We start from the raw sequence: 13,408 nt of genomic DNA on the forward strand, positions 1-13,408 counted from the left end.
GCACCTCATGAACGCTGCCCCGCAAGACGAACCAGGCGAAGACATCACCCAAGCCCTCGAAGACGGCTGGCTGCCGATTCGTGAAGTGGCACGCCAGACCGGCGTCAACGCTGTGACGCTGCGCGCCTGGGAACGCCGCTACGGCTTGATCGTGCCCCAGCGCACGCCCAAAGGTCATCGGCTGTTCAGCGCCGAGCACGTGCAACGCATCCACACCATCCTCACCTGGCTCAACCGCGGCGTACCGGTCAGCCAGGTAAAAAACCTTATCGACACCGCCCAAATCAGCCCCGAAACCGTCGAAAACGAATGGCACGCGTTGCGCCAGAACCTGGTGACCGCGATCAGCGACTTGGCCGAGCGCCGGGTCGACGACGCGTTCAACCAGGCCATGGCGCTCTACCCGCCACGTACCTTGTGCGAGCAATTGATGCTGCCGCTGCTGCAAGAGCTCGAACAACGCTGGCAGGGCCAATTCGGCGCGCAGATGGAACGGGTGTTTTTCCTGTCATGGCTGCGCAGCAAGTTCGGCGCGCGGATCTACCACAACAATCGCCAACTGCAAGGCGCCCCGCTGCTGCTGGTCAACCACTCCGACCTGCCCCTGGAGCCGCACCTGTGGCTCAGCGCGTGGCTCGCCAGCAGCGCCGATTGCCCCGTGGAAGTGTTCGATTGGCCTTTGCCGTCCGGTGAATTGGCATTGGCCGTGGAACACCTGCAACCGCGTGCCGTGCTGCTGTATTCGAGCAAGGCCCTGCACCTGCCCTCGCTCCCGAAACTGCTGGGCGGCGTCAGTTGCCCAACATTGATTGCCGGACCAACGGTATGCATCCACCAGGCCGAGTTAGCCGTATTAACCCGTGACACCCCTGAATTGTTCGTGGCCGAAGACCCGTTGTCGGCCCATCAGATACTGATCCAGCGTGGACTTCTTTAAATGCATTTGATCTGGCTGCGCACCGACCTGCGCCTGAACGACAACACCGCCCTGGCCGCCGCGAGCCAGCGAGGCCCGGTCGTTGCCGTGTACCTGATCAGCCCCGAACAATGGCTGGCCCACGATGACGCGCCCTGCAAAGTCGACTTTTGGCTGCGCAACCTGCAGCACCTGAGCCAGGCGCTCGGCGCATTGAACATTCCCTTGCTGATCCGCACCGCCGCGACCTGGGACCAGGCCCCCGCCGTGCTGAGCACGCTGTGCCGGGAACTGTCGATTGAGTCGGTGCACGTCAACGAGGAATACGGCATCCACGAGAGCCGCCGCGATACCGCCGTCGCCAAAGCCCTGGAAGCCGACGGCGTGACGTTCCACCCTTATCTGGACCAGCTGTTTTTCCAACCCGGCAGTGTGTTGACCAAAACCGGCACCTACTTCCAGGTCTTCAGCCAGTTCCGCAAAGTCTGCTACAGCCGCCTGCACAGCGCCCTCCCGCGCCTGGTAGCAACGCCAAAAGCCCAAGCCAAAACGCACGTGAAAAGCGACCCCGTCCCCACACAGGTTGAAGGGTTCCAGCCGCCCAGCGAAACCTTGCGGGCGCTCTGGCCCGCCGGTGAGGACGAAGCCAGACGCCGTCTCGACGCTTTCGCCGACCAGCAGATCAGCTACTACAAGGACGAACGCGACTTTCCGGCCAAACCCGGCACCAGCCAGCTTTCCGCCTACCTCGCTGCCGGTGTGGTTTCACCGCGACAGTGCCTGCATGCCGCCTTGCAGACCAACCAGGGCGAGTTCGAAAGTGGCGATGTGGGCACGATCACCTGGATCAACGAGCTGCTATGGCGCGAGTTCTACAAACATATCCTGGTCGGCTATCCAAGGGTCTCGCGCCATCGCGCCTTCCGCCCCGAAACCGAAGCAGTGGCCTGGCGCGATGCGCCCAAAGACCTCGCCGCCTGGCAGGAAGCGCGCACCGGCCTGCCGATCATCGACGCGGCCATGCGCCAATTGCTGGAAACCGGCTGGATGCACAACCGCCTGCGCATGGTGGTAGCGATGTTCCTGACCAAGAACCTGCTGATCGACTGGCGCGAGGGCGAGCGTTTTTTCATGCGCCACCTGATCGACGGCGACCTGGCGGCCAACAACGGCGGCTGGCAGTGGAGCTCATCCACCGGTACCGACTCGGCGCCCTATTTCCGAATTTTCAGCCCGCTGAGCCAGTCCGAAAAATTCGACAGTGAAGGCGTGTTCATCAAGCACTGGCTACCCGAACTGGCCGCGCTGAATAAAAAGGAAGTGCACAACCCCGAGGCCGTCGGCGGCCTGTTCGGTGTGGCGCACTACCCGCGCGCGATTGTAGACCTGAAGCAATCCCGTGAACGGGCCTTGGCCGCTTTCCGCAGCCTGCCCTCGCGCGAAGCGGTCGGAGGTTTACATGAGTGACTTCCTGCCCCGGTTCGCCCAGGCCTTTGCGACGCTGGACAAGCACAACCTGCACCTGCTCGACGGCCTGTACAGCAAGGACATCGCCTTTACCGACCCGCTGCATGAAGTGCATGGCTTACCGGCGATGCACCGCTACTTCGCCGAGCTGTACAGCAATGTCAGCCAGCTGCGTTTCGACTTTCACGGCTTCGACCAAGTGGCCGAAGGCGAAGGCTACTTGCGCTGGAAAATGAGTTTTTGCCACCCGCGACTGAACCGCGGAAAAGTGATACGCGTGGAAGGCTGCTCACACCTGATGTGGCGCGACAAGGTGTACCGCCATCGTGACTATTTCGATGCCGGTGCCTTGCTCTATGAACACCTGCCAATACTCGGCCCCGCAGTCCGTTTGCTGAAAAGGAGAATGGGATGAGCCTGACACCGCCCCGCCGATATTGGCTGACCGGCGCCAGCAGTGGCATCGGTGCCTCGCTGGCCGTGGAGTTGCTCAACAGCGGCGCCCACGTAGCCCTCAGCTCGCGCACAAAAGGCCCGCTGGAAGCACTCGCCCAACGTTATCCAGGACAAGTGCTGGTGGTGGCCGGCGACCTGACCAACAGCCAGACCGTGCGCGAGATTGGCGAGCACATCAGCGTGGTTTGGGGCTCACTGGACACGGTGATCCTCAACGCCGGCACCTGTGAATACGTGGACGCCCGGCAGTTTGACGCCTCCATCGTCGAGCACGTGGTGCGCACCAACCTGCTGGCAAGCGCTTATTGCATTGAAGCCGCGCTGCCACTGTTACGCGCCGGGCAATCACCGCACCTGGTGGGCGTGGCCAGCGCCGTGACTTACCTGCCGATGCCACGTGCCGAAGCCTATGGCGCGTCCAAAGCCGGGCTGCGCTACCTGTTCGAATCCCTGCGCATCAGCCTGTCGTCCGAGAACATCGACGTCACGGTCATCAGCCCGGGTTTCGTCGACACGCCGCTGACCGAGCGCAACGATTTCCCGATGCCCTTGAGCTGGTCAGCCGACAAGGCCGCGAAACATATCTTTGCCAAACTGGGCAAACGCCCGCTGGAAATCGCCTTTCCCGCGCTGTTTATCGCCACCCTGTGGCCGCTGTCGAAGCTGCCCAACCGCGTCCAACTGATCATCGGCAAACGCATGCTGCGCAGCCCTCCGCCGCAGAAGGACAGACTGTGAAGATCGCCATTATCGGCAGCGGCATCGCCGGGCTGACCAGCGCGTACCTGCTCAGCCGCCGCCATGACATCAGCCTGTTCGAAGCGGGCGAGCGGATCGGCGGGCATACCCACACGGTCAACGTCACCGTCGAGGGCAAAAGCTATGCGGTGGACACCGGCTTTATCGTGTTCAACGACTGGACCTACCCCAACTTCATCCGCCTGCTTGGGCAGATCGGTGTGAAGTTCAAGCCCACCGAGATGAGCTTTTCGGTGTGTGACCAGAATGCCGGGTTCGAGTACAACGGCAACAACCTCAACAGCCTGTTTGCGCAACGGCGCAATATTCTGTCGCCTGGGTTCTGGGGCATGTTGCGCGACATTTTGCGCTTCAACCGCCAAGCGCCGCTGGACCTGCAAGAGCAGCGGATCAGCGCGCAGATGACCCTCGGCGACTACCTCGAAGCCGGCGGTTACGGCCCGCGGTTTATCCGGCATTACATCGTGCCGATGGGCGCAGCGATCTGGTCGATGTCCCTGACCGACATGCTGGGGTTTCCGCTGCAATTCTTTGTGCGTTTCTTCAAGAACCACGGCTTGCTGTCGATCAGCAACCGGCCACAGTGGTGCGTGATCGAAGGGGGCTCCAGCAGCTACATCGAGCCGCTGACACGCAGTTTTCGCGAGCAGATCCGCCTCAATTGCCCTGTGCATAAAGTAGAACGCACAGACGACGGCGTGGTTATCCACAGCCCTGCCGGCAGCGAAACATTTGATCGCGTGGTGTTCGCCTGTCACAGCGATCAGGCCCTGGCCATGCTGGCCGACCCGAGCCAGGCCGAACAAGAGATCCTCGGCGCATTGCCCTACGCCGACAATGATGTGGTGCTGCACACCGACACGCGCCTGTTGCCGGACCGCAAACTGGCCTGGGCCAGCTGGAATTACCGGCTGACCGGCACTGCGCAAACCCAGGCCGCCGTCACCTACGACATGAACATCCTGCAAGGTATCGACAGCGCCACCACCTTCTGCGTCAGCCTGAACCAGACGCCGATGATCAACCCGCTGAAAATTCTCGCGCGCTACACCTACGCCCACCCGCAATACAGCCTTGCCGCTGTGGACGCCCAAGGGCGTTGGGAAGAATTGCTCGGTGCGCGCAATACGTTTTATTGCGGCGCTTACTGGGCCAACGGTTTCCATGAAGATGGCGTGGTCAGCGCATTGCGCGTGGCTCAAGCCTTTGGAGAAACCCTGTGAACAGCGCCCTGTACAGCGGCTGGATCGCCCATCGCCGGTTTGCGCCCAAGGCCCATGCCTTTCGCTACCGCATCGGCCTGCTGTACCTGGATTTAAGCGAACAAGACGAAGTGCTCGGCTTGTCGCCGCTGGCCGGCACGAGCTGGCTGGCGCCCTTCGGCTTTCGCCAGCAGGATTACCTGCGTGAATTTACCCGCCACGGCATGAGCTTGAGCGATGCCGTGCGCCAGGAAGTCGGCAAGGCCTTGGGGCGTACACCCCAGGGCGTTATCTGCCTGCTGACCCAGGCCCGCAGTTGGGGCCTGGCTTTTAACCCGGTGAGTTTCTTCTACTGTTTCGAGGCCGATGGCCAACTGGCCGCGATCCTGTGTGAAGTGACCAACACCCCATGGCGCGAGCGCTATCACTACGTGCTGCCGGCCCAGGCCCTCGGCGCGGATGAGCATCAGCACTTCGCCGTGGCCAAGGCCTTCCATGTCTCGCCGTTTTTGGCGCGCGACCTGGAATACCGCATGAGCTTCAGCCCGCCCGCCGCCAAGCTCGGCGTGCACATGGCCGATTGGCAAGGCGAGTTGAAAGTCTTCGACGCCACCTTGAGCCTGCACAAAGAAGCGCTCAACCGCGCCAGCCTGCATCGCTACCTGTGGCGCTTTCCGTGGATGACCGCCAAAACCTGCCTCGCCATTTACTGGCAGGCCATGCGCCTATTGCTCAAACGAACACCGATTTTTCCTCATCAGGCCGCCGATGGCGCCTCTCGCACCGCAGTCGGGTATACCAAGGATCGCCGCCATGAAATCCCCTAGCTTATCGGTCAAAACCAACCGCCTGAACGTCAACGGCATGACCAGCGCGCTGCTGCGCAAGGCGGTGCTGCGTCAACTCAGCCAGCTGCGCCACGGCCAGTTGGTGGTGATCGAGGACGGCGAACGCCAAGTGTTCGGCGCACGCGAAGCGCACCTGCTGGGGGAAATCCAGATCCTCGACTCAGCGGTATGGGGCCTGGTGGCGGCCAACGGTTCGATAGGCGCCGGCGAGGCGTTTATCCACGGTTACTGGACCACGCCGGACCTGACTTCGGTGGTGCGCGTGATGGTGAGTAACCTGGAGGTGCTCGACGCCATGGAAGGCGGGCTGGCGCGCCTGGCACGGCCGTTCACCCAAGGCCTGCACTGGCTCAACCGCAATACACGCAAAGGCTCACAGAAAAACATCGCCGCCCACTACGACCTGGGCAACGACCTGTTCGAAGAATTCCTCGACCCGACCATGATGTATTCGGCCGCGCAATTTCTGACGCCCGACGACACCCTGGAACAGGCGCAACTGAACAAGCTGGAACGCATCTGCCAGAAGCTCGCGCTCAAACCCACTGACCATTTGCTGGAAATCGGCACCGGCTGGGGCAGCATGGCGTTGTACGCGGCGCAGCATTATGGCTGCAAAGTCACCACCACAACCTTGTCCAAAGAACAGTTTGCCTACACTGAAAAACGCATCGAGGCCTTGGGGCTCAAGGACCAGGTGACCCTGTTGTTGCAGGACTACCGCGACCTGACCGGCCAGTACGACAAGCTGGTGTCCATCGAGATGATCGAAGCGGTGGGCCATCGCTTCCTGCCGACCTACTTCAAGCAGTGCGCGCACTTGCTCAAGAGCGACGGGTTGATGTTGCTGCAAGCCATCACTATTCGTGAACAGCGCTTCGAGCAGGCCAAGAACAGCGTCGACTTCATCCAGCGCTATATTTTCCCCGGTGGCGCCCTGCCCTGTGTGCAGAACATGCTGCACATCGTCAGCCGCGACACCGACATGAACCTGCTGCACATGGAGGACTTCGGCCTGCACTACGCGAAAACCTTGCGCCTGTGGCATGAGAACTTTCGTCGCGCCCATGGCCGCCTCGCAGAGCTGGGCTACGATGAGTATTTCCTGCGCTTGTGGGAATTCTATTTGTGCTATTGCGAAGGCGGATTCATGGAACGAACAATTGGTACCGCGCAACTGCTGCTGGCCAAGCCGGCGGCCATCAACCCGCCATTGCTCGGGCGTTTCAGTGCTTAAACCGCTGGCGAATGCCGTGCTGTTCCAGTGCGGCTGGTTTGCCTGCGTACTGGGCGGTGACAGCCGATGGCTGCTGGTAGCGGGCGCAGTGCTGGCCATCCACCTGCTGTGGATAAGTGCATGGTCTGCGGAGGGGCAAGTGATCCTCGCCGTGACCCTGCTGGGCACCGTCATCGACACCTCGCTGCGCACCTTTGGCGTCTTTCACTTCAGCTTTCCGGGGCCACTGATACCTTTCTGGCTGGTGCTGCTGTGGGCTTTGCTGGCGACCACGCTGCGCCATTGCCTGGCCTGGAGCGCGCAGCCCTGGTGGCGCGCCAGCTTATTAGGTGCGATGGGCGGGCCGTTGTCTTATTACGCTGGCAGCCAATTGGCCGGTGTGAGTTTCGGGTACGGCACTGTGCCGACCATGATCGGCCTGGGCCTGCTTTGGGCGATCCTGTTCCCGGTGATGCACTGGATCGCACGGCAACTCGGGCACTGACGTCCGTCAGTGCAATCACACGCTGTTGATGCGCTTGCCTTACACTGCGCGCCTATGACTAACATCCCGCACACTCAAATCACCGAACCCGCCGTCACCTGCTCGACGTGCGCGGCCTGTTGCTGCCAGCTGGAAGTCATGCTGATCACCGACACGGGCGTGCCGGAGCGTTATATCGATACCGACGATTGGGGCGGCGAAGTGATGCTGCGCCTGGATGACGGCTGGTGCGCGGCGCTGGATCGGGACACGATGATGTGCACGATTTACGAGCGACGCCCGCTGATCTGTCGGGAATTCGAGATGGGCGCACCGGAGTGCTTGACCGAGCGCGAAGGGATTGCGACGGCTTACCGCTGAACCTGAGACCGATGAAAATCAAAATGTGGGAGCGGGCTTGCTCGCGAAGGCAGAGTGTCAGTCACCGAAGAGTTGACTGATACACCGCTTTCGCGAGCAAGCCCGCTCCCACATTTAATTTTGCGCCGGTCTGAAAAGTCGTCTCTAACGCATTACAACGCCAACGTGTAGTGCAACGAATAGCTCTCTACCCCGTCGTTATTGCTGCTGATACCCGCGTTGGAATAGTGCGTGGCGCGGATGCCCACTTCATGCCCACCGGCAAAGCGCAAACCAAAGCCCAGGCGGTCTTCGAACTGGAAGGCCTGGCCGATGTTGTTGTCTTCGACCCGCGTACGTGAGAACACGGCCACGCCGACCCCCGCCTCGATATAGGGTTTGACCGACTGACCGGCAAACTCGTACACAAATACCGGCGAGAATGACAGGCTGCTCACACTGGCGCGCTTGTCGCCATCCCAATACGTGTAGGCGCCGCTCCAATAGCCCGTCAGTCGGCCGGTATCGCTCTGCCACCAGCTCTTATCCCAATCCGACGTCAGCCCAAGTCGATAGGTCATGGTCGACTCACTGGTGCTCCCCACACCCAATTCCAGGCCGGCAGCCTGCGCCGAAACCGAGTGCCCTACCACCACGGCCGCAATCGCAGCCAAACAGAACAAGCGCTTCATAAGAAACAGTCCTTTGAGAACGAAGTTGTATGGTTTTGTACAAGCTAACTCGTTATAGAAGCTGGCGTGGTGTCAGAAGTTCAGCTTCTAACGCCGACGTTTCACGAATTTTTCACGAACCAAAACTACGCACAACTCCAGGAGATTTCCATAGTGTTGGTAGGATATTTCTTAGGTGATCGACGTCACCGCTGGTCCAGAACTGTGCAGGCTCAGGGTTTGCGCCAGCCAGGAGGTTGCGCTCACCCAGCAGCCGCTTGAGCTGACGCGCCACGGCGGCGCCGGTGTCGATCAGGATGATGCTTGGGGGAAGCATCTGCGCCAGGAGCGACTTGAGGAAGGGGTAATGGGTGCAGCCGAGAATGATGGTGTCGCAACCGGCGCTGAGCAGCGGCTCGACATAACCCTGCAACATCTGGCGCAGGGCGGCACTCTTGAGGTCACCGGTTTCAATCAACTCCACCAGCCCTGGGCACGGTTGGGTAATGACCCGCACATCGGTGGCAAAGCGGTCGAGCAAGGCGGCAAATTTGGCGCTTTGCAGGGTGCCGGTGGTGGCGAGTACACCGACCACGCCACTGCGGGTGGCGGCAGCCGCCGGCTTGACCGCCGGCTCCATGCCCACCAGGGGCCAGTCGGGATAGTCCTGGCGCAAATCGGCCACGGCGGCGACGGTCGCAGTGTTGCAGGCAATCACAAAGGCTTTGGCACCCTGCTCGCGGAAAAACTTCGCGACGGTACGGGAGCGCTCGAGAATGAACGCCGGAGACTTCTCGCCATACGGGATATTCCCGCCGTCAGCCACGTACAGCAGCGACTCATGGGGCAGCAACTGCTGGATTTCATCCAGCACCGACAGGCCGCCGACGCCGGAATCGAACACACCAATTGGCGCATCCTTAACCATGTTGGGTCCCACACACGCTGCAACCCGGGTCGCGTTTGACGCGCAATTCGCGAAAACGCGTGGTCAGGGCATCAATCAGCAACAGCCGCCCCACCAACGGCTCACCGAAACCGGCCAGCAGTTTCAAGGCTTCCAGTGCTTGCAGGCTGCCGACCACGCCCACCAACGGGCCGACGACGCCGGCCTCGCTGCACGTCAGTTCAGTGTCGCTGCCGTGCCCATACAAACAGTGGTAGCAAGGGCTTTCGGCGCGGCGCGGATCAAACACCGACAGTTGCCCCTCCAGGCGAATCGCCGCGCCGCTGATCAATGGCTTGCCGGCAGCGACGCAGGCGGCGTTGACGGCTTCGCGGGTCGAGAAGTTGTCGCTGCAGTCGAGCACCACATCGACGCCCCCCACCGCCGCCGCCAGTGAATCGGCATCCAGCGCTGTGCGATGGGCGAGCAGTTTGACGTCCGGGTTGATCGCCGTGAGACGACGCATGGCCGAATCGACCTTGGTCTGCCCGACGCTGTCCGTGTCGTGGATGATCTGGCGTTGCAGGTTGGTCAGGTCGACGCTGTCGAAGTCGGCCAGGTGCAACTCGCCCACACCGGCGGCGGCCAGATACAACGCAACTGGCGCGCCCAACCCACCAAGGCCGACGATCAGCGCGCGGCCATTTTTCAGGCGCAACTGGCCTTCGATGTCGACATGCTGCAACAGAATCTGTCGGCTATAGCGCAACAGCTCCTGATCGCTCAGCACAGGCGGCGCCCCAGGGTGATGCGTTCGTGGCCGCCGAGGTCGATACGGCTGTGTACGTCTTCAAAGCCTTCGCCCAGTAACAAGTCACGCACGGCAGCGGCTTGATCATAGCCATGCTCAAGCAACAGCCAACCACCGGCGTTCAGGTGGGCCGGGGATTGGGCGATGATCAACCGCAAATCGTCCAGGCCGTCATGGCCGGCCACCAGGGCACTGGCGGGCTCAAAACGCACGTCACCGGCCACCAGATGGGGATCGTTATCGGCAATGTACGGCGGGTTGCTGATGATCAGATCGAAGGTTTGGCCTTGCAGGGCGCTGAACCAATGGCTGTTCAACACCGTGGCGTTCTTCAGGTGCAGGCGCTGGCGATTGCGCTCGGCCAGGGCCACGGCTTCCAGCACGCGGTCTACCGCCATGACCTGCCAGGCCGGGCGTTCACTGGCCAGGGCCAGGGCGATGGCGCCGCTGCCGGTGCCCAGGTCGAGAACCCTGGCAGGGTTGGCAGGCAACAGTTCCAGCGCGGCTTCCACCAGCAGCTCGGTTTCCGGACGCGGGATCAGCGTATGAGGCGCAACCTCCAGGTCCAGTTTCCAGAAGCCTTGTTGGCCGAGGATATACGCCACTGGCTCACCGCCACGACGACGTTGCAGGTAGTCGGCAAAGGTCAGCGCATCTTCGCTGCTGACGATCTTTTCCGGCCAGGTGTGCAGGTAGCTGCGCGACTTGCCCAGGGCAGCGGCCAGCAACAACTCCACATCCAGGCGCGCGGTGGGCGAGTCAGGCAGGTCGGCGGCGCGCAGAAGGCTGGCAATGATGGTCATTTATTCACCTATCGCCGCCAATTGATCGGCCTGGTATTCGGCGAGCAAGGGCTCGATCACCGCATCTACGCCACCGGCGAGAATCTCGTCGAGGGAGTAAAGGGTGAGGTTGACCCGGTGGTCGGTGACCCGGCCCTGGGCAAAGTTGTAGGTGCGGATGCGCTCGGAGCGGTCGCCCGAACCCACCAGCAACTTACGCTCGCTGGCAATCGCGTTGGCGGCGGCGCTGGTCTGCTGGTCGTTGAGCTTGGCCGACAGCCAGGACATGGCCCGCGCACGGTTCTTGTGCTGGGAACGTTCTTCCTGGCACTCCACCACGATGCCCGACGGCAAGTGAGTGATACGGATCGCCGAGTCGGTCTTGTTGACGTGCTGACCACCGGCGCCCGAAGAGCGGTACGTGTCGACGCGCAAGTCCGCCGGGTTGATCTCGATGGCTTCCTGCTCGTCCGGCTCGGGCAACACGGCCACGGTGCACGCCGAGGTGTGGATACGGCCCTGGGATTCGGTCGCCGGAACCCGCTGCACGCGGTGCGCGCCGGATTCGAATTTCAGCTTGCCGTAGACATTGTCGCCTTCAACCCGGGCGATCACTTCTTTATAGCCGCCGTGTTCGCCTTCGTTCTCGGACAGAATCTCGACGCGCCAGCCACGGCGCTCGGCATAGCGCGAGTACATACGGAACAGGTCGCCGGAGAAAATCGCCGCCTCGTCGCCACCGGTGCCGGCGCGGATTTCGAGGAACACGTTGCGCCCGTCGTTGGGGTCTTTGGGCAGCAACATGCGCTGCAGGTCGCCTTCCAGCTCGGCCAGTTTGTCCTTGGCTTCACGGACTTCTTCCACGGCCATTTCGCGCATGTCCGGGTCGCTGTCCTTGAGCAGCGCCTGGGCGCCTTCGAGGTCGGCCTGCACCTTCGTCAGATTTTTGTAGGTAGCCACAATCGGCTCAACTTCGGCGTATTCCTTGGAATAGGCGCGGAACTTGGTCTGATCGGAGATGACCTCGCCATCGCCGAGCAAGGCGGTCAGTTCTTCGAAACGGTCCTGGAGCACGTCCAGTTTATTGAGCAGTGACGCTTTCATTGCGGTTTTTTATCCGAAGAGCTATCTGACGCGCCCTCACCGAGGGCAAAGAGTTCCTGGGCCATGGCCAGCGCATCGAGGCGGCCTTCGGCAGTAAGCTTTTTCAACTGAACGCTGGGGGCGTGGAGCAACTTGTTGGTCAAGCCACGGGCCAGTTGCATCAACACCTCTTCGGCGCTGCTGCCGTTGGCCAGCAAACGCTGGGCCTTGACCAACTCCTCATCGCGCAGGCGTTCACCTTGCTGACGATAAGCCTTGAGCACGTCCACTGCCGCCAGTTCACGCAGGCGCACCATGAAGTCTTCGGCGCCGGTACTGACCATTTCCTCCGCAGCCTGGGCAGCACCCTGGCGACTCTTGAGGTTTTCGGCGACCACTTCGTGCAAATCGTCGACGCTATAGAGGTAAACGTCGTCCAACTCGCCGACTTCTGGCTCGATATCCCGGGGAACGGCAATATCCACCATGAAAATCGGCTTGTGCTTGCGCAGCTTCAATGCGCTCTCGACCGCACCTTTGCCAAGGATCGGCAACTGGCTGGCGGTGGAGCTGATGACGATATCGCTGCGCACCAGTTCGGCCGGGATCTCCGAGAGCAGCACGGCATGCGCACCGAACTGTTCGGCGAGAATGCTCGCGCGCTCCAGGGTGCGGTTGGCGACCACAATACGCTTCACGCCCAGGTCGTGCAGGTGGCGGGCGACCAAAGTGATGGTTTCACCGGCGCCGATCAGCAGGGCCTGGCTGCGCTGCAAGTCGCTGAAAATCTGTTTGGCCAGGCTGACGGCAGCAAACGCCACGGACACCGGGTTTTCACCGATGGCGGTGTCGGTGCGCACTTGCTTGGCCGAATTGAACGTGGCCTGGAACAGGCGGCCCAGCAGCGGGCCCACGGTTCCGGCCTCGCGGGCCACGGCGTAGGCGGATTTCATCTGGCCGAGGATCTGCGGCTCGCCCAACACCAGCGAGTCGAGCCCTGAGGCAACGCGCATCATGTGACGAACTGCCGCATCCTCTTCGTGCACATACGCGCTGGCGCGCAGGTCCTCGAGATCCAAATGGTGATAATCGGCCAGCCAGCGCAGCACCACATCCGCTGAAAGATGTTCCTGCTCTATATAAAGCTCACTGCGATTGCAGGTCGAAAGGATCGCAGCTTCGCGGCTGTCGGTGAGCCGGCAGAGCTGCTGCAAGGCCTCAACCAACTGCTCGGGCGTAAACGCCACGCGCTCGCGCACGTCTACGGAAGCAGTCTTGTGGTTAATACCGAGTGCAAGGAAGGCCATTCAATATCGCTGATGATGTCGGGAAGCCGACAATTGTCCTACTTCGAATGATTCAGAACAACCACCGTAGGCTATTGTCCTAATGCCTTGTGTCTATAAAGGCACCCACTGAGACTCGGTTATGTTTGGCCGAAGGCTTGTGTCATGATGATCCGACCGC

The 13,408-nt window shown here is 61.5% G+C and carries 15 protein-coding genes; 9 read left to right on the forward strand and 6 right to left on the reverse strand.

All coding sequences use genetic code 11. From position 1 onward, the window contains the following. Positions 1-7 precede the first annotated feature (7 nt). From ACI77D_RS11910 to ACI77D_RS11950, 9 genes are read left to right on the forward strand one after another with little or no spacing between them, the layout of a single operon-like run. Positions 8-937 (forward strand): MerR family transcriptional regulator, encoded by a 930-nt coding sequence (locus tag ACI77D_RS11910; protein WP_407016606.1) that lies wholly within the window; start codon positions 8-10, stop codon positions 935-937. Further along, positions 938-2,383: a deoxyribodipyrimidine photo-lyase gene (phrB, locus tag ACI77D_RS11915; protein ID WP_407016607.1), complete on the forward strand. Its 1,446-nt coding sequence runs from the start codon at positions 938-940 to the stop codon at positions 2,381-2,383. Further along, complete coding sequence (locus ACI77D_RS11920) at positions 2,376-2,798, forward strand: nuclear transport factor 2 family protein (protein ID WP_407016608.1); 423 nt, start codon at positions 2,376-2,378, stop codon at positions 2,796-2,798. The genes phrB and ACI77D_RS11920 overlap by 8 nt, the downstream gene beginning before the upstream one ends. Next, positions 2,795-3,577 carry an SDR family oxidoreductase gene (locus ACI77D_RS11925; RefSeq protein ID WP_064450617.1) on the forward strand — a complete coding sequence of 261 codons (783 nt, stop codon included), beginning with the start codon at positions 2,795-2,797 and terminating at the stop codon, positions 3,575-3,577. The genes ACI77D_RS11920 and ACI77D_RS11925 overlap by 4 nt, the downstream gene beginning before the upstream one ends. Further along, complete coding sequence (locus ACI77D_RS11930) at positions 3,574-4,821, forward strand: NAD(P)/FAD-dependent oxidoreductase (RefSeq protein ID WP_407016610.1); 1,248 nt, start codon at positions 3,574-3,576, stop codon at positions 4,819-4,821. Before ACI77D_RS11925 ends, ACI77D_RS11930 begins: the two co-directional genes overlap by 4 nt. Further along, on the forward strand, positions 4,818-5,627 hold the full coding sequence (locus tag ACI77D_RS11935) for a DUF1365 domain-containing protein (protein WP_407016611.1): 810 nt from the start codon (positions 4,818-4,820) through the stop codon (positions 5,625-5,627). Before ACI77D_RS11930 ends, ACI77D_RS11935 begins: the two co-directional genes overlap by 4 nt. Next, positions 5,614-6,885 (forward strand): cyclopropane-fatty-acyl-phospholipid synthase family protein, encoded by a 1,272-nt coding sequence (locus ACI77D_RS11940; RefSeq protein ID WP_064450614.1) that lies wholly within the window; start codon positions 5,614-5,616, stop codon positions 6,883-6,885. The genes ACI77D_RS11935 and ACI77D_RS11940 overlap by 14 nt, the downstream gene beginning before the upstream one ends. Then, entirely contained in the window at positions 6,878-7,369 is a 492-nt protein-coding gene (locus ACI77D_RS11945) for a DUF2878 domain-containing protein (RefSeq protein ID WP_064450613.1), read from the forward strand. The genes ACI77D_RS11940 and ACI77D_RS11945 overlap by 8 nt, the downstream gene beginning before the upstream one ends. A gap of 54 nt (positions 7,370-7,423) precedes the next feature. Beyond that, positions 7,424-7,729, forward strand: a complete 306-nt coding sequence (locus ACI77D_RS11950) for a YkgJ family cysteine cluster protein (protein WP_016977069.1) — start codon at positions 7,424-7,426, stop codon at positions 7,727-7,729. Between the two features lie 152 nt (positions 7,730-7,881). Here the strand turns inward: ACI77D_RS11950 and ACI77D_RS11955 are convergent, their stop codons facing one another. The 6 genes from ACI77D_RS11955 to hemA all read right to left on the reverse strand — a co-directional run bounded on the left by ACI77D_RS11955 (position 7,882) and on the right by hemA (position 13,248). Further along, positions 7,882-8,400, reverse strand: coding sequence for an acyloxyacyl hydrolase (locus ACI77D_RS11955; protein ID WP_407016612.1), 519 nt, complete (start codon positions 8,398-8,400; stop codon positions 7,882-7,884). 112 nt (positions 8,401-8,512) lie between these two features. Next, entirely contained in the window at positions 8,513-9,307 is a 795-nt protein-coding gene (murI, locus tag ACI77D_RS11960) for a glutamate racemase (RefSeq protein WP_407016613.1), read from the reverse strand. Then, positions 9,300-10,055 (reverse strand): molybdopterin-synthase adenylyltransferase MoeB, encoded by a 756-nt coding sequence (locus tag ACI77D_RS11965; RefSeq protein ID WP_259763074.1) that lies wholly within the window; start codon positions 10,053-10,055, stop codon positions 9,300-9,302. The genes murI and ACI77D_RS11965 overlap by 8 nt, the downstream gene beginning before the upstream one ends. Then, positions 10,049-10,879 (reverse strand): peptide chain release factor N(5)-glutamine methyltransferase, encoded by an 831-nt coding sequence (prmC, locus tag ACI77D_RS11970; RefSeq protein WP_221293887.1) that lies wholly within the window; start codon positions 10,877-10,879, stop codon positions 10,049-10,051. The genes ACI77D_RS11965 and prmC overlap by 7 nt, the downstream gene beginning before the upstream one ends. Further along, positions 10,880-11,962, reverse strand: a complete 1,083-nt coding sequence (gene prfA / locus ACI77D_RS11975) for a peptide chain release factor 1 (protein ID WP_053131841.1) — start codon at positions 11,960-11,962, stop codon at positions 10,880-10,882. It abuts the gene before it with no gap. Next, positions 11,959-13,248: a glutamyl-tRNA reductase gene (gene hemA, locus ACI77D_RS11980; RefSeq protein ID WP_064450607.1), complete on the reverse strand. Its 1,290-nt coding sequence runs from the start codon at positions 13,246-13,248 to the stop codon at positions 11,959-11,961. The genes prfA and hemA overlap by 4 nt, the downstream gene beginning before the upstream one ends. Between the last annotated feature and the right edge of the window lie 160 nt (positions 13,249-13,408).

The sequence above is a fragment of the Pseudomonas sp. O39 genome (assembly GCF_045447295.1).
Taxonomy (GTDB): Bacteria; Pseudomonadota; Gammaproteobacteria; order Pseudomonadales; family Pseudomonadaceae; genus Aquipseudomonas; species Aquipseudomonas antarctica_A.

Bases quoted from the DNA above. Each gene is read 5' to 3' on its own strand.
- ACI77D_RS11910 (WP_407016606.1), top strand. From the start codon at position 8: ATGAACGCTGCCCCGCAAGACGAACCAGGCGAAGACATCACCCAAGCC.
- phrB (WP_407016607.1), top strand. From the start codon at position 938: ATGCATTTGATCTGGCTGCGCACCGACCTGCGCCTGAACGACAACACC.
- ACI77D_RS11920 (WP_407016608.1), top strand. From the start codon at position 2,376: ATGAGTGACTTCCTGCCCCGGTTCGCCCAGGCCTTTGCGACGCTGGAC.
- ACI77D_RS11925 (WP_064450617.1), top strand. From the start codon at position 2,795: ATGAGCCTGACACCGCCCCGCCGATATTGGCTGACCGGCGCCAGCAGT.
- ACI77D_RS11940 (WP_064450614.1), top strand. From the start codon at position 5,614: ATGAAATCCCCTAGCTTATCGGTCAAAACCAACCGCCTGAACGTCAAC.
- ACI77D_RS11950 (WP_016977069.1), top strand. From the start codon at position 7,424: ATGACTAACATCCCGCACACTCAAATCACCGAACCCGCCGTCACCTGC.
- ACI77D_RS11955 (WP_407016612.1), bottom strand. From the start codon at position 8,400: ATGAAGCGCTTGTTCTGTTTGGCTGCGATTGCGGCCGTGGTGGTAGGG.
- murI (WP_407016613.1), bottom strand. From the start codon at position 9,307: ATGGTTAAGGATGCGCCAATTGGTGTGTTCGATTCCGGCGTCGGCGGC.
- prmC (WP_221293887.1), bottom strand. From the start codon at position 10,879: ATGACCATCATTGCCAGCCTTCTGCGCGCCGCCGACCTGCCTGACTCG.
- prfA (WP_053131841.1), bottom strand. From the start codon at position 11,962: ATGAAAGCGTCACTGCTCAATAAACTGGACGTGCTCCAGGACCGTTTC.
- hemA (WP_064450607.1), bottom strand. From the start codon at position 13,248: ATGGCCTTCCTTGCACTCGGTATTAACCACAAGACTGCTTCCGTAGAC.